The sequence below is a fragment of the Polaribacter sp. P097 genome, from assembly GCF_036864555.1.
Lineage (GTDB): Bacteria > Bacteroidota > Bacteroidia > Flavobacteriales > Flavobacteriaceae > Polaribacter.
Genome location: NZ_JAZETJ010000001.1, coordinates 215,787 through 241,140, shown reverse-complemented (window position 1 = coordinate 241,140; position 25,354 = coordinate 215,787). Strand labels below are relative to the sequence as shown.

Here is a 25,354-nt window from a genome sequence, read left to right as displayed (position 1 = left end):
TTCATTTGTTAAATAGCAACCAACAATACCTTTTAGATTTGGCTAAAATGAAGATGCCATTTGGTAAATACAAAGGCATGTTTTTAATTGATTTGCCTGAACATTATATTGTTTGGTACAACAATAAAGGTTTTCCTAAAGGTAAGTTAGGAGATCAGCTAAAGTTAGTTTACGAGCTTAAACTAAATGGTTTAGAGGATATTATACGTAAAATAAAAAAAGACCACCACTAAATATAAATTGCATTTCAAATAAAAAATAATTTACATTTGTTATCTTATGCCATCAATTAAAAATTATAAATGGTTTTAAATTACGTTTATTTTGGTGTTTCTATTTTAGGAATATTTCTATTTTTCTTTCTGCTGAAAAAATTTTTTAAGTGGTTGCAAACCAAGCTAGATAAATTAGACAGGAATGTTTTATTTAAAAAAGCAGAAGTAGAACATTTCTTTAAATTTATTACACCTAGAAGAGAAAAACACATTCTAAAGTTTACCATAAGAGCATTAAGAATTGGTATAAGTATTGTTTTTCTAATATTTTATTTACCCTTCGTTTTTCACTTTATTCCAGAAACTCAAGAAATTGCAGATCAAATATTGGGTTATGTCATGAAGCCTGTAGATATTGTTATTGATGGCTTTTTAGACTTTATACCGGGTTTCTTTTTTATTCTAGTTATCTTTTTTGGAACAAAATATTTATTAAAATTCTTAAAGTATGTTACTAGCGAATTGGAAAAAGAAGCAGTTCGTTTGGATGGTTTTCATGCAGATTGGGCCAAACCTACCTTTAATTTAGTTAGGGTAGTAATTATTGCTTTTTCTGTTATTATTTGTTGGCCATACATACCTGGCTCACAATCTGAAGGATTTAAAGGGGTTTCTATTTTTTTAGGAGTATTATTTTCTTTAGGTTCTACTGCTGCCATTTCTAATATAGTTGCAGGTATTGTTATTACCTATATGCGCCCTTTTAAAGTAGGAGATCGTGTAGAAATAGGGAATACTATTGGTGATGTAACAGAAAGAAGTTTACTGGTAACTCGTTTAAAAACAATCAAAAATTTAGATGTTACCATTCCAAATTCATCTATTTTGGGTAACCATATTGTAAATTTCACCAAAAATGCAGCAGAAGATGTAGGGGTTATTTTACATACTTCTGTAACAATAGGTTATGATGTTCCTAGTGGAGATGTTATTCAGGCTTTAGTAAAAGGAGCCAAAAACACAGATTTAATTCTTCAAAAGCCAGAACCTTTTGTACTTGTAAAAAGTTTGGATGATTTTTATATCAATTATGAGATTAATTGTCATACCAAAAATCCTGAGAAAGGTGCATTAATTTATTCGTATTTACACGAAAGCATTAAAAATGAATTACACAATGCAGGTATAGAAATCTTATCTCCACATTACAGTGCTGTTAGAGATGGTGGAGCACTAACCGTACCTCCAGAAAATATTCCTAAAGATTACCAACAACCTGGCTTTAAGATTGGAGGCTTTAAAATTGGTAGTTAGTTTCTTATTGCTGTTTGCTTATTCCATAAGTTAAGTGTGCAACTCCGAGTATAAAGAGTGAGTAATACCAATAAGAAGGTATAATTAAGCAGATTACACTAAGTAACGCACAAACTCCTGAAATGATAAGAACATTTTTGTATTCTTTACGTTCAAAAACAAATATAATTACACCATAAATCAATAAAAAACATGGCACTAAGTAATTATATAATTCTTGTTGGCCAACAAAAAATAGAATTACAAACAAAGTGATAAGGGTTAAACTGTATCTAATTAAAACCCTTTTCGTTATTGGATTTAAACATTGATAACCTAGCTTTTTTGCCTTTCTGTTTTCTGTAAATAATATAGAGGATGGGAAAAGTAAAAAGGCTATTATTACAATAATAATAACATAGGTTTCTGTAAGAGAAGAGTAATTGTAATTTAAGCCTTCTCCTCGAAGTTTTGCGCCATCAATAATACTTTTAATGATAAAAGCTGCAATTAAAAGATGCGAGCCTAAAAAAATACTAGTTAAACCAGTAAAAGAAAAATTAATGTGTGGGGAATCTTGATTTTTCATAATTTTATAACTTGTGCTAATATACAAAAATGAAACCAGCAGAAAGATATATTTTAGATCAACCAGAACCCTTTAAGTCTATTTTGTTGCACCTTCAAATTTTAATAGAAAGTACGTTTCCAGAGGTAGATTTGCAGTTTAAATGGAAAATTCCTTTTTATTATTTAGATAACAAGCCCTTTTGTTATTTGAATCCATCCAAGAAAAAAGGCTTTGTAGATGTTGCTTTTTGGGCGTCTGCACATCTTACAAAGTATAATGAATTTCTAATATCTGAAAATAGAAAAGTGGTTAAATCTTTAAGATACTACAACATAGAAGATATTAGCGAAGAAGTTTTATTAACCGTTTTACAAGAAGCACATCAATTAAAAGACAAAGGTTTTTATAAGAAAAATTAACGTTGTTTAATCTTAAAATGAAGCGTATCAATCTTATTAATAAATAACACCAAATCTGTATTTCTTTTAGGGTTTGGTATTTTTACTAGCGAAATTTTTTCTTCTTTAATGATAGCTGGTTTTAAAGCGCGATTAGAACCTTTAAAAACATAAAAAAGTAAAAGCGAATCTTTTAAGTTTTTAAATTTTAGTTCAATAGAATCTTCGCTATTTAATGAAATAATTCCTTTTGTTGGTGCGATTAATTCTGCTTCTAAACCCAGAAAATTATTACTATAAATTGGTTGATTGTAAAATTCTTCTTTTCTCATTCTTCCAAATCGTAAAACCCAAAGTGCATCTTCTGGATAATGAGATTTCAAAATTTTATCTTTTGAAATGTCATAGAAATAGTCATTAAAATCACGTATCCACTTGCCATTAAATTCATAACCTGCAGCCCAAGTAGCATCTAAGATGAGCCACTTTTCATCAATTTTTACTGCATTCCAAGCATGATTTGTAGCAGCTGTAACATTACCTATTTCTGCAATAGTATTTCTAACATTACCCTTTATAACTTCAGACTCTATATCAAGTAAGTCGCAAATTTTCTTAAAAGACTGGGCATATTCTTCACAAACACCAGTTTTATTTTTAAAGGTTTTATTAACTAAATCGTCTACCAACAGCTGGTATTTCTGTTCCTTTTCCAACTCTGTTGCATAGCTGATTCTATAACTTCTTTTTTGAGGTTTGTAATACTCTTTTAAATTGTATCTAATATTTTTAGCCAACCAAAAAAAAGCAGCTCTTGCTTTATCTTTCTCTGTAGAAAAATCTTTCTGGATTTGAGTTGCTAAATTTTCTACACTAGAATATCTAGGATAGTTTAAAACCTTAGCATCAACATCATCATAAGATTGAGCAGAAATAGTTAGCGAACTAAATACCAATAAAAATACAAGTTGTTTCATTCAAATAAATTAACAACTTAAGAGATCAAATATTGTGCCTATAAATTATTTATGGTTTTTCTAATAGCCACTAAATTGGTAAGTAAATTTTCTAAATTATCTAAATGCAACATGTTTGCTCCATCAGACTTTGCATTAGAAGGGTCAAAATGAGTTTCTATAAACAAACCATCAACATTATTTACAACACCAGCTCTTGCAATGGTTTCAATCATTTCAGGTCTTCCTCCTGTAACTCCAACTGTTTGATTTGGTTGTTGTAAAGAGTGTGTTACATCTAAAACTGTAGGTGCAAATTCACGCATTTCTGGTATACCTCTAAAATCTACAATCATGTCTTGGTAACCGAACATTGTTCCTCTATCCGTAATCCAAGCTTTTTCATTACCTGCATCTTTTACTTTTTGAACAGCGTGTTTCATAGCTCCAGGACTCATAAATTGGCCTTTCTTCAAGTTAACTACTTTACCTGTTTTAGCTGCAGCAACCACTAAATCTGTTTGACGAACCAAGAATGCAGGTATTTGTAAAACATCTACATACTCAGCAGCTTTAGCAGCATCAGAAACTTCATGAATGTCGGTTACAGTTGGTACATTAAATGTTTCAGAAACTTTGCGTAAAATTTTTAATGCTTTTTCATCTCCAATTCCAGTAAAACTATCAATTCTGCTTCTGTTTGCCTTTTTAAAACTTCCTTTAAAAACATAAGGAATTTCTAATTTGTCAGTAATTGTAATTACTTTTTCTGCAATTCTTAAAGCCATATCCTCTCCTTCAATAGCACAAGGCCCACAAAGCAAAAAGAAATTATTAGAATTTACGTGTTTTATATTTGGAATTTCAGATAAAATCATGTGTATAAATTTTACGCAAAAGTACAGAAATTATAATTTCTATTCTTGTTAATAATTGGTTCGCTAATTTGTTTTGCAATTCCTAATGTATAAATCTGTTGGTGGTAAAAAATGGCTATATTTATCGAATAAATTATCTTTTAATTATGACAAATACAATAAAAATACTTGCAGTTGGCCTCTTATTTAGTTTTACAAGTTGTAAAATAAGCCAAAAAGCGAATGATGGCAAAGATGGTAAGGATGGAGCATCTGCAGTAAAAAGAACAGATGTGTTAAATGCTAAAACCATAGAATCATCTTTTTTTATAGATTCTACGATGGTAAAGAAACATCTGTACACCTTAGCTTCGGATGAAATGCAAGGAAGAAAATCAGGTACAGAAGGGATAGAAAAAGCTGCAAAATATATAGAAAACGAATTTAAAAGAATAGGTTTAACCACTTTTGATGGATTAGAAACTTACAGACAGACCTTTAATTTTACACCTAGAAGAAGCAAAGAAGAAATTACAAGCGCTAACATTATTGGGGTTTTAGAAGGTAAATCAAAGAAAAATGAATATGTAATTATTTCTGCACATTATGATCATTTAGGAATGAAGAAAAATGGAGAAGGTGATATTATTTACAATGGTGCAAATGATGATGCTTCTGGAGTTACAGGAGTTTTAGCCTTGGCAGAATATTTTAAAAAGATGGGTAATGAAAGAACAATTGTTTTCGCTGCTTTTACAGCAGAAGAAATGGGTTTAATTGGTTCTACACATTTTGGTAAAGTTATAGATGCTAGTAAGTTTGTGGCAGGTATTAATTTAGAGATGATTGGTAAAACTCCAAGTTTTGGGCCAAATACTGCTTGGTTAACAGGTTTTGAAAGATCTGATTTTGGTAAAATTGTTCAGAAGAATTTAGAAGGTTCAGGGTATCAATTATTTCCTGATCCGTATAAAAACTTTAATTTATTTTTTAGGTCAGACAATGCATCTTTGGCAAGGTTAGGTGTCCCTTCTCATACATTTTCTACAACTGCCATAGATGTAGATAAAGATTATCATAAAGTTTCTGATGAAGCTGAAACCTTAAACATGACAGTGATTACACAAACCATTCAGGCTGTTGCAAAAGGCACTGAAAGTATAATTAATGGTAGAGATACACCCACTAGAGTTGTTTTAGAAGAACGAAAGAAATAAGTGAATGAAGAAGTTTTTATACATTTTTATAGTCTTTTTAATTACAGCTTGTTCTGGGTCTAAGGTTATGGTTGATTATGATTCTGAACTTGATTTTGCATCATTCAAATCATTCAATTTTTATGAGGATGTTGGAGCAGGATTAAATGAACTAGATGTAAAAAGAGTTACGACTATCATTCAAACTGAATTGAGCGCAAAAGGCCTAGTACTCAATGAAAATCCAAGTATTTTAATTAATGTTTATGTTAAGACTTCTGAAGCTGTAAATAGAAAAAGAATTGGAGTAGGAATAGGTTCTGGAGGTAGAAATGGTAGTTTTGGTATTTCTGGTGGAATACCAATTGGAGGTAAAAAATTAAATGAAACTTTTAAAATAGAATTTGTTAATGCGAAAACCAATAATTTAATATGGGAAGGAGTTTTGAATTCAACTGTCAAAGAGAAACGAACTCCAGAAGAAAAGGAATTGCATTATAATTCTATTATAAATGAAATACTAAAACAATATCCACCAAAATAAATTTTGGATATAAAAAAACCTCTAAATTAATTTAGAGGTTTTTTATGGGCTATACTTTGTTTCTAAAACTGATATCTTATACCAAAAGCGACATCATTTCCAAAATCATTAAAACGATCTCCGAAACTAAATTCTGGTCTATAATCTAAAGAAAGTAAAATTGGTGTATTTGGAAAGTTGTATTCAATACCAATATCTCCTGCTGCAAAAACAAAAGTCTCAGACTCATCTGTACTTTTACTGTCATAATTTGCTAAACCAGCACCCAAACCTGCATACCAATTAAAATTACCATCTAATTGCCAAACCCATTGATAAATACCTGTGGCTTTAAAACCATCAAAATTACTGTTATCTCTAATACCTAAATCAATTTCTACTCTATTGTTATCGCCCAAAGCTCTTTGATAAGAAATTTCTCCTCCAAAACCATCATCATCTCCTAATCTAATACCCAAAGCATTTTCAGAAATAGACTGTGCATTCATTGATAAAGCTCCTAATATAAAAGCAAATCCTAAAACTAATTTTTTCATAATTTTTACTATTTATTTTAATTAATTACAGAGCAAATCTACTTGTAACTTAAGAAATAGATTAGCTCATTTAGATTATTATTAACTAATTAAAGATATTTAATTTTTTATGTTTATTCTAATTCCAGAAGAATGGCTACTAAATTCTGGGGCATACATGCTTTGTATTGTAGAAATTCCGTTACTAAAATTACCAGCATTATTTACACGAACATCGTATTCAAATACATAAACTCCTTTGGGTAACCTGCTAAAGAAAAAGTTTGTTGCAGCATCTTTAGTGCTTTCATAATAGCCTAAACCATCTTGCCATTTGTATTTAGAAATTACATTAACAGGTTCTACACCAGAAGCTCTCATATCTTTTAAATGAATAAATTCCATATTTCTATCAGTAGAAAGTTCTATTCTTACCGTTATTAAATCACCCACTTTTACTGTGGAATTATTCGTAATTTCTGTTAGCTTTTTGCCAGTATCTGAATTGGTTTTTAAGAATAATTTCTTAGAAAGTTTAAGAGGTGTTTCTGCACTTGTAATTTGATCTAAATCTTCAAAATATTGCCAATACATACCTCCCCAAGCAATTCCATTTCCTTTTTTAGAAATTGTAACATTTGCCATATTCTGTTCAATTTCTTCTTTGTTCCAAGAAGTTTTAAAATAGCCTGTACCAGCTTCTACTTTTACATCTGGCATTTGTGTGGGCTGTATTTTTTGATCTCCAATAGTTACATCAACCATTTCTGTAACAGATAACCAATCTGAGCCATTTAACAACAAAGCATATACAGCTTCAGAGGTAGCTTTCGTAGTTTTCCAACTATTGGTTTGTTTATTTTTAAGCAGCCAAATTTTTAAATTATCTATGGTTGCCATATCATTTTCAATTTCAGAAAAAGCTTCAATCAATAAAGCTTGGGTTTCTATAGGCGCTTGATAATAATAGTATCCAGCTGTATTGCTTTTCCAGTACATGCCCATTTCCTCTGATGTAATTGCGTTCTCTTTTAAAGATTTAAGAATTGCATTTGCAGTTCCTTTTTTATCGTTTCGAAACAATGCTAATGCAATTTGCCCTATCGCATAAAGATTATAGTCTTGCCAATATTGCTGAGCTTGATTTAGGTAATAGTTAAAACTATCTGCGTTTTTTTCAGGCATAGAGATATCACTATAAAAACTGCGCATATACAAATATTGTATTGTAAAATAGTTTAAGTGATTTGCCTTTAAATAATTACTATAATCTTCTTTACCTAACTTTTCTATCTTCGCTTCTTCTTTAATTTTACTAGCATTTTCTAATAGCTTTTTAAATTGCTCAGCTATTTCATTATCTAAATACTGAACAGTTTTAGACATCATATTTGTGATAGAGGTATCAAATTCAGATACACCTAATTGTTTCAAATGACCAAAACCAGAAGCAATGTATTGAGTGATAAAATTACTTTCATACCTACTACCTTTAAACCAAGGAAAACCACCTGAACTCATTTGCATATCTTTTAATTTTTCTATGCTCTTTTGTTGTTCATTTTTCATTCGGTTTAAATCGAATAAAATTGCAATTCTTTTCTTTTGTTCACTTTCTGATTGTGCACTTCTTAACCAAGGTGTTTCTTGAATTATTAACGATTTTAGTTCTTGATTTTTTTCTAAATTCGATAAAAGTGCATCAGATGTTTTCCACGCATTAAAAACTTCTTGAATTCTTGGGTTCGAATTGGCTACATAACTTCCTATTGTATTGGCATAATACCTAGAAAATGTTTGCTCAGAACATTCATAAGGATACTCCATTAAATAAGGTAAAGCTTGCAAGGCATACCAAGCAGGATTAGAAGTGATTTCTAAAGTTAATTTATGATTTTTAAGCGTTGATGAGGTATTGTTTTTTAATTTATCTAGTGTAAATGTTTTAGTTTGATTTGTTTTTACATACATAGATAATGTTTCTGTAACCAACATTCTATTGGTTAATACAGGCAATACATTTTGTTCACCATCAGAAAAATCTCCAGCTTTTGCAACAATTTTATATTGAACTGCAGTAATGTTTTCCGGAATTACCAATTGCCAAGAAACAGAGGTATTACCATCCTTATCTACTGTAAAGTTTTTGTTAGAGGCAATATTTTGTAATTCTGAATTTATTTCTTTACCAGAAATAGCATCCGTTAAAATTAATTTAGCAAAACCACTCAATTGATTATTAGTTAAATTGGTAATTTTGGCACTTAAATGTATCGTGTCTTTTTCTCTCAAAAATCGAGGAGCATTAGGTACAACCATTAATTCTTTTTGAGTTACGGTTTGTAACGTTTTTGTTGTCGATTTTAACGATTTGCTATGAGCCAACAATTGTAACTTCCATCTTGTTAAAGCTTCTGGCATTGTAAAAGTAAATGAGACTTGGCCACTTTTATCGGTTATTAACTGGGGATAAAAGAAAGCTGTTTCTTTAAAGTTTTTACGAGCTTGTACCTGAGACAATTCCTTATCTAATTTTGCTTGCCCAGTTTTGGTCGTAATAATTACAACACCATTTGCACCCTTAGCACCATAAAGTGCAGTTGCTTCAGCGTTCTTAAGAACGTTCATGGAAATAATTTCAGCGGGTTCTAAATTAAACTCGGTTACTACTTTTCCATCAACAATGTACAAAGGGTTTTTAGTGCCACTAACTGAAGCATTACCTCTTATTCTCAATTCACTATTTGCTCCTGGTTGACCTGTATCATTTAAAATAGTAACTCCTGCAACTTCTCCTTGTAGTGCTTTTCTCATACTTGCATTTCTGCTTGCAGAGCCAACCATAGCTGTTTTTGTAGAGGTACCATAACCAACTACTACAACTTCGTCTAATGTACTGGCATCTTCTTCTAGGCTTAGATTAAAAGTATTATTGTCTGTTATTGTTTTTGAAACTATTTTATAGCCTAAATATGCAAATTTAAGTTCTTCCCCCTTTTTTACTTTTAAGGTATAGTTACCATCAAAATCAGTCTCAGCACCATAAGTTGTACCAACTACTCTTATAGAAACTCCAGGTAAAACTCCACTCTCATCAGAAATTGTTCCTCTAATAATAAAATCATAATCATCTCTATCTTCTATGATTTTAGCTTTTGCTTCTGCTCTTAGATTTCTTAAATATTGCTGATTCAAATAGTTGTTTGCAGAAATATTAAAACCAAACCAATTGTAATAAGTTGCACCAATCTTTGGATAGGTATAATATTGAACAGGTAAGTTTTTTATGGAAAACCTCACATTATCAAAACTGTTAGATGAGCTTCTGCTATAACTATAATATTTAGATTTAGATGTTGTAGGGTTAAATTGCCAATTATGTGCTTTAAACTCATCTAAAGAAGCATCGTACATAGAGGCTAAAACTTCTGCAGCAATAGCATCATTTGTATCATTGTTTATAGAAAAACTCCAAGTTTCTGTTTGACCTGGCTGTAATTTATCTCTAAAAACATTTGTGATAAAACTGATGTTATTACTTTTTTCAGTAACATTAATTGATAGATTTCCGCTTTCAAAATAATTAAAATTCACATAATGCCATTTTATAGCAAAACCACCAATATCGTTTTTATCAACAGGAATTTTAATGGTTTTAGTTTCATTATTTAAAGTAATTAACTGTGTGCTTAAAATTTTGTGATTTTTTTCTACTTGAAGTACAACCGTTATATTTTTAGAGGCAGAGCCTACTGTAACCAAAACATCATCACCAGTTGCATATAAAATTTTATCTGTATTTATTGTAAATAATTTCTGGTCTGCAACTTTCTTATCATTTTTAGAGAAAACTGTAACTCTTTGTTGATCTTTAACTTCTTGGCCAAATTTATCTTTACTTTCTAATACAACTATGTATTTTCCAGAGAGCCATTTACTAGTCTTTTCTAGCTGAATTTCTTTAGATTTTTCGGTGTCAAATTTAGTGGAGAATACAAGTTTACCTTTAGTCCAGTTTTTTTCATCGCTCTCATTATTGAAATAAGGATCATGAGGAAATAAACTTCTAAATTCCCTTTCAGAAATTTGTTGATAATCAGGTGCAGCCCATGGTCTTGGCCTCAAAGCAGTTTTAGGTGCATTTAATTTATATATTTTAAGAGTTCCTTTAGCAGCAACAAATTCATCGTTTAGATTTTTAGTATTAATGGTAAGGCTTGCAGGGTTGTTTTTATCAATTCTATTAGGTGCATTGATTTTAGCTACCAAACTATGATACCCAACTTTTACAATTTGAGTTGCGCTTCTGGTCTCTCCATTTACATCTGTTACATCTGCAGTAATTTCATAACTAAAAATAGGCAAACTTTCCTTATCTGTTTTAGAATCTGGAATTGCTTTAAAAACAATGGTAAACTCACCATTTTCATTTGTAGTTGTTTCTCCATTCGTAATTTCTTGAGATTCAGAGCTTGGTCTTGGTCTGTACCAATAATACCAACTTGGGTATTGTACCATTCTTTTTACACGATAAACTACAGTTGCATCTGTAATACTAGCACCCGAAAAAGCTTTAGACAAGCCAGTAACTGAAATTGAATCATTTACTTTAAAGGTTTCTTTAACAGCGTTAAAAGTTGTTTCGAACTTTGGTCTTTTGTATTCTTCTACTGCAATTTTTTTAAAGGTGGGATATTCAAAGTAAAAATCAGCATTATCATAAAATTTACTATCATACTCATAACTTTCATCTATTTCTATGCTATACTCACCAGTTAAACCATTGTCAGGTAATGTAAATTCACCAGCAACAGAACCATATTCATTTAGTTTTAGGTCTAGTTGTTTTACTACTTGACCATTAACATCTTTTAATGTAATTTCTACAAATTCATTGGTTAATAGCTCAGATTTTTCACCAATCTTTTTAATTAGAATCGCTTTAAAATATACTTTTTGGCCTGGTCTATAAATGCTTCTATCTGCAAAAATAAAAGGCTTAATACGTATTTCATCCTCTTCAGAAGAATTGAATTTTTGTGATTTCTCGTATATGGTATTCGATGCTAATAAAAGCGTATCCTTTTTAGTGGTAACTTTTATGTCTACATTGCTGTAGTAGTTACGACTGTTGTAAGAGGCAAAACCTTTTTTGTCTGTTTTTAATGTTTTCATTATAGAAGCACCTCTATACCTGTATTTATTGGTTAATCTAATTTCAGCTTTTTTTATTGGTTCTCCAGAAACACGATCTACAACTTGAAAGTTATTTGTACCATTAAAAGAATTCTTTACCAAAGTTAAATTCGTAGCTTGAATGGTTGCTGTTCCATAAATGCTTTTAATGCTTGGTTTTTGTTCTTCTGATGCTATAATTAAATACATTCCGTTTTTAAATTCAGGAACAATTATTTCTGTACTATGCTGTATATAATCTTTTTCATCTCTTAAGGCTTGTTGCCAAGAAGTTACTTCATTTAATACATTAATTAATTTTAGTCTAGCTTCTAAATTATGTGTCTTGTTAAAAACTCTTAATTGATTATTATTTATTCGATACGCTTTAAAATAAAGTTTGGATATATTTTTATAGGTTACTAATAATCGTGATTTTTGATTTATAGGGATAAACTCTTCAGTAGTTATAGCAAGGGTTTTGGCTGTAATGTTCTTTTGAAGTATCTGGCATTTTTGTGCTCCTAGACTTTCTGGAAACTTTTTAAGAACTTCATTACAGATGGCTAAAGCTGCTTTCTTATTGGCTTGATTATTTAAAATCTCTGCCATTTTAAACGCATACATACCAGATGATGGTGTGTTTTTTAATGTTTGTTTAGCTATTTTTAAAGTTTGATATAGATGCTTCTCTTTATCATTAAAAGTGGCATTAGCATTTACAAATTCTAGCCTTTTAATATCAATAAAAGCTAAGGCATCATAATTTTCTGCTGTTGCATGAAAATCAATAATTTTTTGATAAATTTTCAATGCATTTAATTGTAAAGAAAGTGAGTCTTTGGCATTGATATTTAGCTTCTTATATTTGGTGTAATCAGCAATATATTTGGCATCATCAATTACAAATTGATAACTTGGTTTTGTAATTGCGCTTTCATTGGTTTTGTAAAAGTTTAAAGCATTGTTTGCTAAAAAATCAAATAGGGTAGGAGTATATGTTCTAGCCTCTTTATCTAACAATAAAATATCTTGAAATAAGGTAATATCAATACCCTGTAGAATTTCACTTTCTAGTAATGACTTGTCAAAATAAGCATGAACTTCTTTAAATAAGGTATTTAAATCCCAAGTTCTAAAATCGTTGCTATTAACTTTACTCTTTGTTTCTGTTCTATTGTAAAATTTATATCTATTCTGATTAAAATATTGCCAGTATAAGTTGGCTAAAACATTTTGCAAAATATTTTTTGTAGGATAATTGGATGCTTTAATTTCCAGTTTTAACTGGTTAATAACCTTTAATTGAGCATCTTCTTCTAAGATTAAAGCAAACTTACTTTTATAGAATAAAGACTTAATAATTTGTGGAGATTCTTGTTCACTTTTAGCTTTTGCATAAATGCTATCAACTACTTTTAAGGCAGATTTAGGTAAGCCATCAATCTCAAAAACTTCTACTTTTTTCCATAGATTTTTATAGTTGTTTTGAGCGTTGGTTGCTGCACAAATTAAAATTATTAGTACAATACTTATTCTTTTTATCATCGTTAATCAATTTAATTTTTAATGATATGTATATCAGGCATTAAATAACTACAAGTGTTTCTATTAAGATTTATTGCAACATAAATCTAATATTTATAGTCAGTTTCGTTCTAAAGGTAATTAATATTGCAGAAAGCTTTTGTATTTTTACTCTTTATAATTTTTGATATGAACATACATTTTATTGCTATTGGAGGTAGTGCAATGCACAACCTAGCCATTGCTTTACACCAAAAAGGATACCAAGTTTCAGGAAGTGATGATACAATTCATGATCCTTCTAAATCTAGGTTAGAAAAATATGGATTATTACCTGAAGCATTTGGCTGGTTTCCTGAGAAAATTAGTCAAGATTTAGATGTGATTATTTTAGGAATGCACGCTAAAATTGATAATCCAGAATTGGTAAAAGCACAAGAAATGGGTTTAAAAATATATTCATATCCTGAGTTTTTATACGAACAATCTAAAGATAAAACTAGGGTGGTAATTGGTGGTTCTCATGGTAAAACTACCATAACTTCAATGATTTTACATGTTTTAAATTATCATGATAGAGAAGTAGATTACATGGTTGGTGCGCAACTAGATGGTTTTGAAACTATGGTGCATTTAACAGAAGAGAATGATTTTATTGTTTTAGAGGGCGATGAATATTTGAGTTCACCTATAGATATGCGCCCTAAATTCCATTTGTACAAACCAAACATTGCCTTGTTAAGTGGTATTGCTTGGGATCATATAAATGTTTTTCCAACCTTTGAAAACTATAAAGAGCAGTTCAAAATTTTTACAGACTCTATGATTAATGGGGGAAGTATGGTATACAATTCTGAGGATGAAAATGTAGCTGAAATAGTAGAGTCATCAGAAAATCATATCAAAAAATACCCTTACGAAACGCCTAGTCATTTTATTGATAATGGCATCACCTATTTAGAAACAGAAGAAGGTGATTTACCATTAGAAATTTTCGGAAAACACAATTTGCAAAATTTAGCAGGGGCAAAATGGATTTGTCAACATATGGGAATTGATGAAGACGATTTCTATGAGGCCATTGCAAGTTTTAGTGGCGCTAGTAAACGTTTAGAAAAAATTGCAGAGAATTCAGAAACAGTATTATTTAAAGATTTCGCACACAGCCCAAGTAAAGTAGCTGCCACCACAAAAGCGGTTAAAGAACAATACAAGGAGAGAACACTTATTGCTTGTTTAGAACTGCATACGTATTCTAGTTTAAATGTGGAATTTCTATCTGAATATAAAGGTGCATTAGATGCAGCAGACAAAGCTGTGGTATTTTATTCACCACATGCAGTTGAGATTAAGCAATTAGAAGAGGTGTCTAAAGAGCAAATAGCAAACGCATTTCAAAGAGATGACTTAGTAATCTATACCAACCCAAAAGAATTTAAAGACTTTTTATTTTCTGAGAATTTAGAAAAATCAGCTGTAGTTTTAATGAGTTCTGGTAATTATGGAGGCTTATATTTTGAAGAGGTAAAGCAATTGGTTTAGTTTTTTTTGAAACCAAGTTGAACTAATTTTTCTTGTTGCCAATTTTTATCAGTAACTCTTTTAGAGAGCCATTTTCTGTATTCTTTGTCAAAAATAGATTTGTAAAGGATGTTAGCACGCGACTTTATAAATAATTTTCGTTCTGCAGCTTTAAAGTTTTTAGTTCTTAAAGAACTGTTATTCAATTGTGCTTCGAAAATTGACAAATACTCTTCTATTTCTAAAGTTGATTTGTATGCCAGACATTCAGGTTTATTGAAAGCACTATAGCAACTTGCGAGAAAGCAATTTAAAGGATTTTTTAAAGCGTTAAAATGATCAAAAGCAGATAATGCTTTGGTTTTTTGTGATAATAAAAAAACATCATAAGCATTTCTTAATGCTAAGTCTTTATAATAAAAACCAGCATCGTTAATCTGTTTGGCAATTATAGATAGTGCAAGTTGATTCTTGTAACTCATTACTTTAAATCCATTAATTTCTTGGACATCTTTTGCGATAAGCTCGTAATTAAATTCATCTGCATATTTTTCAATTAATAATTCCTTATGAATTTCTACAGCAGCAATTGTTCCTTCTTTCTGTAATCTAGGATGATGTTTAAATGAGGGAAAATCATATTCAGTTTGATGAACCTTTTTATATCCATTTGTCTCTAAAATTGAGATAACTTTAGGATAATCTTCTTTCGAAAAAATAAAATCGATATCACCTACCATTCGTTTTGCAATATCTTCATACAATCCTTCTAATAAATTACCTGTACCTTTAAGAAAAACAGGTTGTATTTGGTTTGCTATCAATAGGTTATTTAGCTCTTTAGCTTGGTCTATAATTCCCTGATTTCTCTCTCTATTTAAGTTTGTAATATGTTGCATGTAGGCAACTAAATCTTCAGGTAAATACGCTAAAAACTTAGCTTTTTTAAGATTACAAAATAATGCAGGAAATACATAATGAGCGGTACTAAGTTTTACAATATCATCCCAATTCACGGCATTGATTTTTAACTGATTTTCTATTCTTTTCTTATTTTTGGATATCGTGTTAATGGTTAAACATTCCGCAATAAAAAAAAGTGTTTCTCTATAATTCATTCTCAAAAAGTTGTTTTACAGCTTTAATCATCTCATCATTGTTTGAGTAGGTTAACTGATAGCAGTTTAATCCTTCAAACCAATTCAAGAACTTTTCTGCATTCTCTTTTTTGGGAGATAACCAAGAATCTGGTACTAATTGTTGAAATGCATCTAGTTTAGAAATTTTATCGAATTCTAGCTTACTCGATTTTTCATATTTAATAAAGACTAAATCATTGCAAGGCAGATAACTTTTATAATTGGTATTATTAGGTTTTAAATAGCGTACAATTTTATTCAATCGTTCATACTCATATTCCTTTGCATCAGCCAGTTCAGCATAAAAGGGTAGCAGGGTATCTAGACTATTCTTTTTGATAGAAATGGCTGCAGGAAAACTAAACACTTCCAATTCATTTGCTGCTATAGGTACAAAATCATCAGCCAAACAGGTAAAACCATTTGCTTGAAGTAAGGCCAAAGAAGTACTTTTTCCATTACCAGAATCACCTAAAAATAATATGGATTTTTCTCCATTTCCAATGGCAGATGCATGGAAAACCCCTAACCATTCTTCCTCTTCTTTCTGATGAATTTTCTGAATCAGTTCCATAGAAAATTTTCCTTGAAAAAAATGAATTTCTTTACTTCCCCAAGCACCAATAAATTCGTTGTCTAGATAAAGAAAAATATAGTTGGTGTCTATAAAAATTTCATAGAAGTAGTTTACTTTTTTAGTTTCTGCTATTTCTAAATGTGCAAATTTTGGATGAATGTAAGACAACTCTAAATCATTTAAATAAGCCACATGAAATATAATATCATTTATTTGGTAATATTTAATGTACTTATATTTCTTAGGTTTTTTAATATCTCTATAATCGTTAATTAATTCAGGGCTAAGTTTTGTTAACGATTTGTTTATTTGATTCTCTAAATCAATAATAAAGTCGATACTTTTTTCTAATGGGACACTCAATTTTTTAGCAACAGCTTCTGCAATAACTTTAATCGGAATTCCTTTATGAATTCGTTTTAAAATGTCTGCGGTTGTATTTTCAAAAATGATATACTCATTGCTGTTTTTAAACCAAGTAATGGTTTTGTCTTCAATAACTTTATAAAGTAATTCGTTTTTTTTCATTGTTCTAAATGTAAAAAATAATATTGAGTATAACTAGAAAACGCCTCAATGATTGAGGCGTTTTGGGTTGTATTTTAAAGTTAAGTTAAAAACCAAATCCTGGAGCTTCAGGGCTTTGAGCTTGGGCTTTTTTAGGGTTTAATATCATATAAGTACCTAAAGCAGTTAATGCTGCATATTTACCATAGTTGCCTATTTTTTTTATCGCTTCTTTACGAGTGATATCTTTTTGTTTGTTGTTTTTGTTTTCCATCTTCTTTATCTTTTTAAACTCGTATTATTCTAAAGTGATTTTTTTATTCAATTTTCCTGATTCAGTTTCTAACTGAACAATATAAATTCCGCTAGCTAAATTTGGTAGAACAATCTCTTTATTTCCACTGCTTGAAAATGAATTATTCAATATCTCTTTACCTAATAGATTAAATAATTTAAAGGTTGATTTACCTTGTGGTAAACCTGCTATCATCAAGTTAGAATTGCTAGTTTGGTAAATACGAATTGAATTCAGATCTACTTCTTTTAAATCAAGTGCACTAGATGTAGTGTGGAGGTAAAAACGACCTATTCCATCTAATTTTTCGGTTAGCGTTATTTTGTATTCAGAGTTTACTTCATCTAATTGGGTAAATGTATTTGCAGTTCTATCTTCTAAGTACACATTTAGGCCTTCAGGCAAATTTGCAACTTCAGTAGAAAAAGTAATTTCTTTGTTTGCATCTGCTATTACTCCAATTGGTATAACCATATTTTCGTAATTTGAGTTAGGTAGTGATTGTATCCCTAATTTCTGTTCATCAACATTATTGTTAGTCACATGTTTCGTATAAACTTGAAAATCATTTGTAATACCTCCAAAAATTGAACTATCGTAACCATTATCAAAATTGGTTGTAGTACCATTTATATAATAAATTTCCGATTTTCTTATTTTTGATTCATCTGAAAGAAATAATTTAATTTCTGTTCTACTGTTTTTTTGAAATGATTCTCCTGAGCCATGTGATTGCATAACCTCTGTAATATTAAAAGTTGTACTAGCACCATCTGCATTAACAAAGAAACCTTGTCCAGGCGCTATAAATGCATTCGCACCTGTAGTTGCTGAATTTCTCTGATCGTAAGTGCTTGTTCCTTCATTCCAAATCCAAATTGTTGATTCTGTTAACAAATTATTTCCACCAGAATCGTTAGCACTTAATAAGGAAGAAATAGAAATAAATGAAGGGTAAGGATTACCCAATAAGTTAAAAGCGTTTCCACTACCACCACTATTATCTGATAGGTTTATTGATGTGAAATCACTAACATTCATTGATCCAGAAAAAGTAATATTACCTGCAGATGCCAATTTTGTAGAGTAACCTTTTCCGTCAACTAAAGCAGTTGTTGCTGTATTTGCAAAGTAATCCCATCTATCATTGCTGCTAGCTTGAGAATTGTCATAAGGGGCAAAACCAATGTTAGACGCTGTTCCGCTTGCAAAGTCATTGTTAGCTCTCATATCCGTCATATTTTCCCCACCAACAGGACTTGAAACTAAGTACCAATTTGTAGTTCCTAAATTTCTTTGGTAATAAATTGTACCTGAATAAGTACTTTGAGCTATTAAAGAAGCTCCTGATCCAACAAAAGTAGCGTTAACGGTAACTGCAGAACTAGTTGTTGGATAATTTGTTAAACCACTTGGGATGTATATATTATCTGATGCAGCTGACGGATTATCACTATCAAGCCAGTTAGTAGCTGTACTCCAAACATTATTAGTTGTTCCAGACCATGTATTATAAAAACCAGTATTGTCTGTATTGTCTCTTCCTGGAGAAAATAAAACCCCTCCATTTCCAGTTACATTATCATGTGTTACAAAACTACCAGTTAAATCTGGATTTCTTGCTAATGAAATATTATTACCTCCTTCACTACTATAGCTGTACGAAGTTACAACTGTTCCACCAGCATCTTTTATAGTTATTGTATCTCCTCCATTATTTAAACCTAAGAAGCCAACAGAAGATACTTGAGTTAATGAAGGGATATTTGTTGGTGTACCACCACCAAATACAACAATAGTTCCAGCTGTAGGCAATATAGTTCCTTTTGGGAATGTATGTCTTAATCCACTACTATCTTCAATAGTATACCCACCAATATTCAATTCACTGCCAGAAGCATTATAAATTTCAATAAATTCATCTTGACTTGTATCTACAGAACCATCACCATTAGCATCACCATTAGTTGCATCTGGATCTGCCATGAATTCATTAATAACCAAATTTGGTAATTCGTCATCTTCATTAGTTACAGTAGTGGTTACATCAGCTATTGGATCATATGCGTCATCGGATAATGCATCATTTACAGAAATAGTAATGGTAACATCTACGCTACCATCTTGATTAGCATCATTAACACCAGTAGCTGTAACAGTTTGTGGCGTATTCCAATTTCCATTAGTAAAAGTTAAGGTTGAAGGAGATACTGTAACCTCTCCAGTATCGCCACTTGAAACATTTAAAACAACATCATTTGTAGGTTGTACATCCAAAACCAATGTAAATGTTGCTGTTGATCCATCTTCATTCGTATTTCCAGATACAGCGCTTAATGATACACCTGGAGTAGCAGCAGCAGATTCAGATACTGTGAATGATGAAGTAGTGTAACCATCACCACCTCCATTTTCATCAAATTCAAATCCAACAACTATTGAATTTACACCAGAAACATCTACTGTTATAGTGTAATTTACATTATCTCCATTACTAGATGAGATATTGGCAGTTTCAACTCTTGAACCTCCATCTAGGATGTAAAAATATTTAAAATCATTATCATTCGCACCAGTGTTTTGAGATAATGCTGAAATATCTACTGAATTAATTGCTGATACATCGATACTTTGACTTTGAAATATTCCCTGGCCTCCCCAATCATCTGAGATTAATGCTCCATCTACAACCTTAAAAGAATTGGCTGAGCCGTCAGTTGCAGGTAAAGATGTATATGATAATGACCATTGATTTCCTGAACTACCAAAAGGACCAACTTCAGCAGGCGCAGCTGCAGGAGCTGATGTGGTTGTGTGATCAGTAAAGCCATCACCATTATTTGAAAAGTCAGCATTGTAAATTTGAGAAAATGTAATATTTACATTGAAAAGCAGGAAAAGTAAAAAGAATAAAATAAATAAGTTTTTTTGTTTCATAGTTATAATTTTAAGCCCTGAAACTACAACAAATACTAAGTAATTGATAATCCATTTTGGGCAGATTTAAAGAATTAATCATTTCTTAAAATTTGAAATAAAACGTAAGGTTTTGTTAATGATAAGTTTAAGTTGAGGTGTTTTACTTTATGCCAAACAGTGTTTTTAAAACTGCATTACGCTTTAAAAATTTGTATAATAACAAACAAGTAAGAATAGTGGTAATTAAAATGATTAGAAATTCAATGAGACTTCCTAAATTTAATTGAACTACGTAATAACCAACTGCTACTATAATGCTTTGGTGTAGCACATATATGGGTAAGATGCTGTTATTGGCTTCTGGTAAAATGGAGCTTTTAAAATTCATTTTTTCTGAAAATAAGTCCACAAAATACATGATCCAAGAAAACGCAATTAAAGCACTTAAAGTAGTAATTAACACATGATACCAGTCAAATTTAGGATGCAAATATGCACTTACCAAGTTTTCATTACTTGAACCAATTATTAATGATAAAGAGCATAGTACACCTACTATTAAAAGTTTATTTTTATTTCTTTTGATAATAACCATCCAGTAATCTATATCATTTATTAAAACAAAACCATATAAAAATGACCATAAATAGGTGAAGAAATCAGCCCAATCTGTATAAGCTGGAAAAATGGGTTTTAATATGAGTCTACATATAAAAATGGGTAAAGCCAATACAAAAATACCATAGGGTTTATTCATGACATTTTTTATCCAATCAAATTTAATTTCCTTGTTTTTGATTTTTGTAAAAATAGGATACAACACAAAAGTCATTACTAGTAAATATGGCAAATACCAAAGATGAATACCAATTTCTTTGAACCATAGCAAAAAGCTAAATGAAAAATCATGGTCTAAAATTCTTGAAGGATAGCTTTCTAAAAAATAGAGATAATTTTGAAATGCTTCTTTATCTTGCATTGCCTGGAAAAATCGTTGTGAAGGTGTAATGAGTATTGAAGCAAAAGCAAATGGAATGATTAACCTTTTAAATCGATCTTTAAAAAACTGTTTTTTGCTTGTTTTCATAGCAAACCACGTACCTAATCCTGAAACCAAAAAAATGAGATGTAACCTCCATCCGTGTGTAAAAACGGTTAATATGTCAGCAATAATGGAGGTGTTGTTACTTTCTATAAGCCAATGGAAGTTATTAAAAGGTTGCCAAGAATGGAAAAAAATAAGTAACCAAAAAGCAAGTACTCTCAACCAATCAAAATAATATAGTCTTTCGTTTTTACGCATTTAAACCCTTTCGTTTTTTTATTTTAATTTATATGTTAAGGTAAGAGAAGAGTAATTGTTTACTATAGGCTATAAAATTTATGATGGGTAATATACTTAATTTTCCTTTGTAATTATTTTTATTTATTAAGGTTGTTTAACATTTTTTTAGCTCGGTTTGAAACCGATTTTCTTTTATCGTTTGTAAGTTGTTCTAAATGAGGTTTCAACCAGTTTTTTAAATTGGTATCGTTTTTAGACCATTTTATAAGGGTATCCATAGTTTGATTCAGTACAATCCAATCTTGGTGATTTGCGAGATTATTTTTCATAATCTCCTTTGCTTTATCGATTTGAATAGCACTCATATCCTTTTCTAACATTCCGAAAAGTTGTGATAATGTCCATTGGGTAGAGGCTTGATTGATGTTTTTAATATTCGTTAAAAACTCATCTAGATAAGGAATTAAAAGGCTTTTGTTTGCTTTGCACAAGCGCTTCATTGCGTTTGAAGTTCGCAGTCTTACTACTTCATCATCACTAAAATAACAATTAAATAATTCATGAAAATAATGAGTATTAACTAAGACTTCATTCACTATTTCAATAGTATTTCCTAAAGAATTTGGATGGCCACCTTTCAGTCTTTCTTCAAAATTATTCACTTTTAAATGTATTGATTCATTGTTTTACTTTGAGAACTAATGTAAAAAATACAAACTGTATTATCAAAAAAATGAATTACGTATGTTTTTATTACACTGGAAAAGTAGTCTTTCTTGAATTACATGATTTTAGCTGCTAAGTATTTCTGTACTTCATAAACGTCTATACTTTTATTGAACTTTTTACTTATTGAGGGCATATCTTCACTTGAAATCCAAATTTTTAGTTCAGCATCCAAATCAAATGTGCCAGAAGTTTCTAAAGAAAACCTTGAAATACTTTTATAAGGCAACGTTTTATATTCTATTTTGCTTCCTGTAATTCCTTGAATTTCAATTAGAATTAGACGTTTATCTGTAAACATAAAAGTATCTCTTAAGAGTTTGAATCCTAACTCAATACTTTCATTTTGAATTAGTAATCTACCGTATTTTTCAGTTAACTTTTCTGAAGATACTTCACTTGCGTTCCCTAAAATTTTATTGAATAATCCCATAGTATTTTAAATTTTTATTTGCAATTTACTCCTTTTTAATTGCTTTGTACTTTGTTATTTTGCAATACTACATTTCTATTGTATTAAGGCATTACAAATGAAACTGCTGCAGCTGAATTTAAATTTAAATTCGGAAAAACCTGTCTTCCTAAGTTAGGATCATCATATTGATTTCCCCAAAATGATTCTCCATAACTTTTCACATAAACCGTAGTTCCACTAGCAAAACCTAAAGCATCTAATGAGGCCTGACTTATATTTAGATTGTGAGGAGTATCGTTTATTGGGTAAGTTTCAAGTACAGAATCGAAATTTTCACTACTAACGTTTGCATCTGTAGAAAAGAAAAATCGAATATATCTTGTATCTGCTTGATTTGCAACAGGGTTTGTGGTTGTAGTAATGATGACAGGAAAACTACTGCTTGAATTAATACTTAAGTTTGTTACTGAGGTTGTCGATTTCTGTCCTAATGATGGTGCATCTGCTATAAAAGTATTTCCATTATTATGATCAACATCAAACCTTTTAAATGTACCATAACCCGATTTTTCATATGTCAAAGTATATGTGCCAAAAGGTACGTCTGTCAATGTAAATTTTCCATCTATATCAGTAGTCGTTGAAATAGAGGTTCCTTCTACTTTAACAGTCATCCCATTATTATCAATTTGTGTTACTGACTCATCGTACAAATTTACAGAACCACTAATGTTTCCGGAAGTAATAGGGTTTGTCATTGAATCATCACTTCCACCACAAGAAGTAAATCCTACAAGAATTGCTAACGTGAGAACCAAATAATTTACTTTCATAATTTCTAAATTTTAATGAGGACAGCTTACTTGCTAGGAGCTAATTTAATAAATTGAGTTTACCCTTAAAAATTTACGAGCATATGTTATAACTTCCATGTATTAAAAAAGGCTTAGGTTCTATTTAACCTTTAGGATTCTTAGATGCTTTTTATCAATTTCTAAGGTGTAAGTTTATCACTGCTGCTATACTTTTTTATCATTACACTTGTGTTTTTTAAAAAATATACTAGTATATTTTTTAAAATATTGTACAATAAATTGGTAAAACTTTCTAAGCTTTCAATAAAAAGTTAGTGAGCTAATGATCATTTTAAGGTGAACAATTACTAAAAACTAACGCACTATATTTTTAAACTATGAAACTTTTAAAAGAATGGTTATTTAGATTAGTTTTTTCTCCAAAAGAAAGGTGTAAATAATATTAATACCGTAAACAATTCTAATCTACCAATTAACATTAAGAAAGAACAAAACCATTTTGCAGGCGCAGTTAAATGAGCAAAGTTATCTACTGGGCTTACAGAGCCAATTGCAGGACCAATATTACCTAAAGAAGAGGCTGCAGCACCTAAAGCAGACAAAAAGTCTAAACCTAAAAGCGTTAAGGTTACAGAGGCCATAATAAAAATAAGCATGTAAATTATGAAGAAAGAAATGATATTAAATACAATGGTTTGATTCACGGATTTACCATCATATCTTACAGGTATAATTGCATTAGGGTGTAGCGCTTTTTTAAATTCTAAAAAGCTATTCTTTAACATCACAATGTGCCTAACAACTTTTACACCACCACTCGTAGAACCAGCAGAACCACCAGTAAAGAATAATGCAAAGAAAATTCCGGTTGCAAAGAAATTCCACATAGTAAAATCAGCAGAAACAAAACCTGTGGTTGTAACAACAGATGTTACCATAAATAAAGAATGTCTTATGGCGCTTTCAGTTTTACCTAATACCTCAGGATGTGCAAGTGTAGTAACCATTGTTTCATCTTTAAAAAAGATGATGATTACAGAAATTATCATAGAAATACCTAAAATTCCGAAGAAATAGTATCTAAATTCTTCACTTTCATATACTTTTTTAACCTTACCTTTTAATGCAAAATAAGTCAGTACAAAGTTAGTACCAGCAATGAACATAAAGAATATAATGATGTATTGTATAATAGGTGAACCATTATAAAAGGCAATACTATCTGTTTTCGTAGAGAAACCTCCTGTACTTACTGTGGCCATTGCATGATTAATAGCATCAAACCATGTCATACCAGCCGCTTTTAACAAAAAGAATTCAGCAAAGGTTAATACCACATAAATAAGGTACAAACGCTTTGCAGTATCTGTAATTCTAGGATGCAGTTTGTCTGCAGATGGTCCAGGAGCTTCTGCCATAAACAATTGCATACCTCCAATTCCTAAGAGTGGCAAAATGGCAATGGTTAATACAATAATACCCATTCCTCCAATCCAATGAGTGGCACTTCTCCAAAAGAGAATACCTTTGGGCATAGCTTCTATATTTGTTAATATAGAAGAGCCTGTTGTGGAATAACCAGATATCGTTTCGAAAAAAGCATCTGAAATAGTAGGTATTGCACCAGATAATAAATAGGGTAACATTCCTGTGATGGAAAGTATCAACCAACCAAAAGTTACAATTAAGTATCCTTCTTTTTTCTGAATATTTTTATGTGTGGGTTTGTTGAAAAAGAAAAGTAATAAGCCAATAAAGACAGTTATAATACCAGCATTTAAGATTCCCCAAGCTTCTTTTTCTTCAGAGAAGAAACTAAAAGGAAATGCAATAAACATAAAGCAACCATTAAGAATAGCAGTGATTCCTAAAAAACGATATATAATCTTAAGGTTCAAGTTGTTCATT

20 protein-coding genes are annotated in these 25,354 nt (G+C 30.5%); 6 read left to right on the top strand and 14 right to left on the bottom strand.

What is annotated here, in order from left to right:
- Positions 1-5: 5 nt before the first annotated feature.
- Both V7R38_RS01185 and V7R38_RS01180 read left to right on the top strand, forming a co-directional pair.
- The gene (locus V7R38_RS01185) at positions 6-233 is read left to right on the top strand and encodes a DUF3820 family protein (protein WP_334055697.1); all 228 of its coding nucleotides are present in this window, start codon (positions 6-8) and stop codon (positions 231-233) included.
- Between the two features lie 69 nt (positions 234-302).
- On the top strand, positions 303-1,529 hold the full coding sequence (locus V7R38_RS01180) for a mechanosensitive ion channel family protein (RefSeq protein ID WP_015482180.1): 1,227 nt from the start codon (positions 303-305) through the stop codon (positions 1,527-1,529).
- A 4-nt stretch (positions 1,530-1,533) separates the two neighbouring features.
- On the opposite strand, the gene V7R38_RS01175 is transcribed toward V7R38_RS01180, so the two are convergent.
- Complete coding sequence (locus V7R38_RS01175) at positions 1,534-2,097, bottom strand: hypothetical protein (RefSeq protein ID WP_334055696.1); 564 nt, start codon at positions 2,095-2,097, stop codon at positions 1,534-1,536.
- Positions 2,098-2,126: 29 nt separating this feature from the next.
- On the opposite strand from V7R38_RS01175, the gene V7R38_RS01170 reads away from it, so the two are divergent.
- Positions 2,127-2,498, top strand: a complete 372-nt coding sequence (locus tag V7R38_RS01170; protein ID WP_334055695.1) for a DUF1801 domain-containing protein — start codon at positions 2,127-2,129, stop codon at positions 2,496-2,498.
- Here the strand turns inward: V7R38_RS01170 and V7R38_RS01165 are convergent.
- Both V7R38_RS01165 and kdsA read right to left on the bottom strand, forming a co-directional pair.
- Complete coding sequence (locus V7R38_RS01165; protein WP_334055694.1) at positions 2,495-3,454, bottom strand: transglutaminase domain-containing protein; 960 nt, start codon at positions 3,452-3,454, stop codon at positions 2,495-2,497. The two genes, V7R38_RS01170 and V7R38_RS01165, sit on opposite strands and share 4 nt — an antisense overlap.
- Positions 3,455-3,492: 38 nt before the next feature.
- Positions 3,493-4,311, bottom strand: coding sequence for a 3-deoxy-8-phosphooctulonate synthase (kdsA, locus tag V7R38_RS01160; protein ID WP_334055693.1), 819 nt, complete (start codon positions 4,309-4,311; stop codon positions 3,493-3,495).
- A 146-nt stretch (positions 4,312-4,457) separates the two neighbouring features.
- Here kdsA and V7R38_RS01155 point away from each other — a divergent pair, with 146 nt between their 5' ends.
- Entirely contained in the window at positions 4,458-5,507 is a 1,050-nt protein-coding gene (locus V7R38_RS01155; RefSeq protein WP_334055692.1) for a M28 family peptidase, read from the top strand.
- A gap of 4 nt (positions 5,508-5,511) precedes the next feature.
- On the top strand, positions 5,512-6,030 hold the full coding sequence (locus tag V7R38_RS01150; protein ID WP_334055691.1) for a DUF4136 domain-containing protein: 519 nt from the start codon (positions 5,512-5,514) through the stop codon (positions 6,028-6,030).
- Positions 6,031-6,092: 62 nt separating this feature from the next.
- Here the strand turns inward: V7R38_RS01150 and V7R38_RS01145 are convergent, their stop codons facing one another.
- Together V7R38_RS01145 and V7R38_RS01140 are read right to left on the bottom strand one after the other, a co-directional pair.
- A complete protein-coding gene (locus V7R38_RS01145; protein ID WP_334055690.1) occupies positions 6,093-6,566 on the bottom strand; it encodes a hypothetical protein in 474 nt (157 codons plus the stop codon).
- Positions 6,567-6,665: 99 nt separating this feature from the next.
- A complete protein-coding gene (locus tag V7R38_RS01140) occupies positions 6,666-13,268 on the bottom strand; it encodes an alpha-2-macroglobulin family protein (RefSeq protein WP_334055689.1) in 6,603 nt (2,200 codons plus the stop codon).
- Between the two features lie 168 nt (positions 13,269-13,436).
- Between V7R38_RS01140 and V7R38_RS01135 the strand changes: the two genes are divergently transcribed.
- Positions 13,437-14,789, top strand: a complete 1,353-nt coding sequence (locus V7R38_RS01135; protein WP_334055688.1) for a UDP-N-acetylmuramate--L-alanine ligase — start codon at positions 13,437-13,439, stop codon at positions 14,787-14,789.
- On the opposite strand, the gene V7R38_RS01130 is transcribed toward V7R38_RS01135, so the two are convergent.
- From V7R38_RS01130 to V7R38_RS01090, 9 genes are all read right to left on the bottom strand, one after another.
- Positions 14,786-15,886, bottom strand: coding sequence for a nucleotidyltransferase domain-containing protein (locus V7R38_RS01130; protein WP_334055687.1), 1,101 nt, complete (start codon positions 15,884-15,886; stop codon positions 14,786-14,788). The two genes, V7R38_RS01135 and V7R38_RS01130, sit on opposite strands and share 4 nt — an antisense overlap.
- Positions 15,876-17,012, bottom strand: coding sequence for a hypothetical protein (locus tag V7R38_RS01125; protein ID WP_334055686.1), 1,137 nt, complete (start codon positions 17,010-17,012; stop codon positions 15,876-15,878). Before V7R38_RS01125 ends, V7R38_RS01130 begins: the two co-directional genes overlap by 11 nt.
- An 85-nt stretch (positions 17,013-17,097) precedes the next feature.
- Positions 17,098-17,265, bottom strand: coding sequence for a hypothetical protein (locus tag V7R38_RS01120; RefSeq protein ID WP_015482192.1), 168 nt, complete (start codon positions 17,263-17,265; stop codon positions 17,098-17,100).
- Positions 17,266-17,289: 24 nt separating this feature from the next.
- A complete protein-coding gene (locus tag V7R38_RS01115; protein WP_334055685.1) occupies positions 17,290-20,223 on the bottom strand; it encodes a lamin tail domain-containing protein in 2,934 nt (977 codons plus the stop codon).
- 142 nt (positions 20,224-20,365) lie between these two features.
- Positions 20,366-21,508 carry an acyltransferase family protein gene (locus V7R38_RS01110; protein ID WP_334055684.1) on the bottom strand — a complete coding sequence of 381 codons (1,143 nt, stop codon included), beginning with the start codon at positions 21,506-21,508 and terminating at the stop codon, positions 20,366-20,368.
- A gap of 119 nt (positions 21,509-21,627) precedes the next feature.
- Entirely contained in the window at positions 21,628-22,152 is a 525-nt protein-coding gene (locus V7R38_RS01105) for a hypothetical protein (protein WP_334055683.1), read from the bottom strand.
- Positions 22,153-22,271: 119 nt separating this feature from the next.
- Entirely contained in the window at positions 22,272-22,649 is a 378-nt protein-coding gene (locus tag V7R38_RS01100; protein ID WP_334055682.1) for a PH domain-containing protein, read from the bottom strand.
- 83 nt (positions 22,650-22,732) lie between these two features.
- Positions 22,733-23,464 carry a carboxypeptidase regulatory-like domain-containing protein gene (locus tag V7R38_RS01095; protein ID WP_334055681.1) on the bottom strand — a complete coding sequence of 244 codons (732 nt, stop codon included), beginning with the start codon at positions 23,462-23,464 and terminating at the stop codon, positions 22,733-22,735.
- Between the two features lie 389 nt (positions 23,465-23,853).
- Positions 23,854-25,353, bottom strand: a complete 1,500-nt coding sequence (locus tag V7R38_RS01090) for a TrkH family potassium uptake protein (protein WP_334055680.1) — start codon at positions 25,351-25,353, stop codon at positions 23,854-23,856.
- Between the last annotated feature and the right edge of the window lies 1 nt (position 25,354).

Excerpts from the sequence above, each read along its gene's own strand:
- V7R38_RS01180 (WP_015482180.1), top strand. The coding sequence starts at position 303 with ATGGTTTTAAATTACGTTTATTTTGGTGTTTCTATTTTAGGAATATTT.
- V7R38_RS01175 (WP_334055696.1), bottom strand. The coding sequence starts at position 2,097 with ATGAAAAATCAAGATTCCCCACACATTAATTTTTCTTTTACTGGTTTA.
- V7R38_RS01170 (WP_334055695.1), top strand. The coding sequence starts at position 2,127 with ATGAAACCAGCAGAAAGATATATTTTAGATCAACCAGAACCCTTTAAG.
- V7R38_RS01165 (WP_334055694.1), bottom strand. The coding sequence starts at position 3,454 with ATGAAACAACTTGTATTTTTATTGGTATTTAGTTCGCTAACTATTTCT.
- kdsA (WP_334055693.1), bottom strand. The coding sequence starts at position 4,311 with ATGATTTTATCTGAAATTCCAAATATAAAACACGTAAATTCTAATAAT.
- V7R38_RS01155 (WP_334055692.1), top strand. The coding sequence starts at position 4,458 with ATGACAAATACAATAAAAATACTTGCAGTTGGCCTCTTATTTAGTTTT.
- V7R38_RS01150 (WP_334055691.1), top strand. The coding sequence starts at position 5,512 with ATGAAGAAGTTTTTATACATTTTTATAGTCTTTTTAATTACAGCTTGT.
- V7R38_RS01145 (WP_334055690.1), bottom strand. The coding sequence starts at position 6,566 with ATGAAAAAATTAGTTTTAGGATTTGCTTTTATATTAGGAGCTTTATCA.
- V7R38_RS01140 (WP_334055689.1), bottom strand. The coding sequence starts at position 13,268 with ATGATAAAAAGAATAAGTATTGTACTAATAATTTTAATTTGTGCAGCA.
- V7R38_RS01135 (WP_334055688.1), top strand. The coding sequence starts at position 13,437 with ATGAACATACATTTTATTGCTATTGGAGGTAGTGCAATGCACAACCTA.
- V7R38_RS01130 (WP_334055687.1), bottom strand. The coding sequence starts at position 15,886 with ATGAATTATAGAGAAACACTTTTTTTTATTGCGGAATGTTTAACCATT.
- V7R38_RS01125 (WP_334055686.1), bottom strand. The coding sequence starts at position 17,012 with ATGAAAAAAAACGAATTACTTTATAAAGTTATTGAAGACAAAACCATT.
- V7R38_RS01120 (WP_015482192.1), bottom strand. The coding sequence starts at position 17,265 with ATGGAAAACAAAAACAACAAACAAAAAGATATCACTCGTAAAGAAGCG.
- V7R38_RS01115 (WP_334055685.1), bottom strand. The coding sequence starts at position 20,223 with ATGAAACAAAAAAACTTATTTATTTTATTCTTTTTACTTTTCCTGCTT.
- V7R38_RS01110 (WP_334055684.1), bottom strand. The coding sequence starts at position 21,508 with ATGCGTAAAAACGAAAGACTATATTATTTTGATTGGTTGAGAGTACTT.
- V7R38_RS01100 (WP_334055682.1), bottom strand. The coding sequence starts at position 22,649 with ATGGGATTATTCAATAAAATTTTAGGGAACGCAAGTGAAGTATCTTCA.
- V7R38_RS01095 (WP_334055681.1), bottom strand. The coding sequence starts at position 23,464 with ATGAAAGTAAATTATTTGGTTCTCACGTTAGCAATTCTTGTAGGATTT.
- V7R38_RS01090 (WP_334055680.1), bottom strand. The coding sequence starts at position 25,353 with ATGAACAACTTGAACCTTAAGATTATATATCGTTTTTTAGGAATCACT.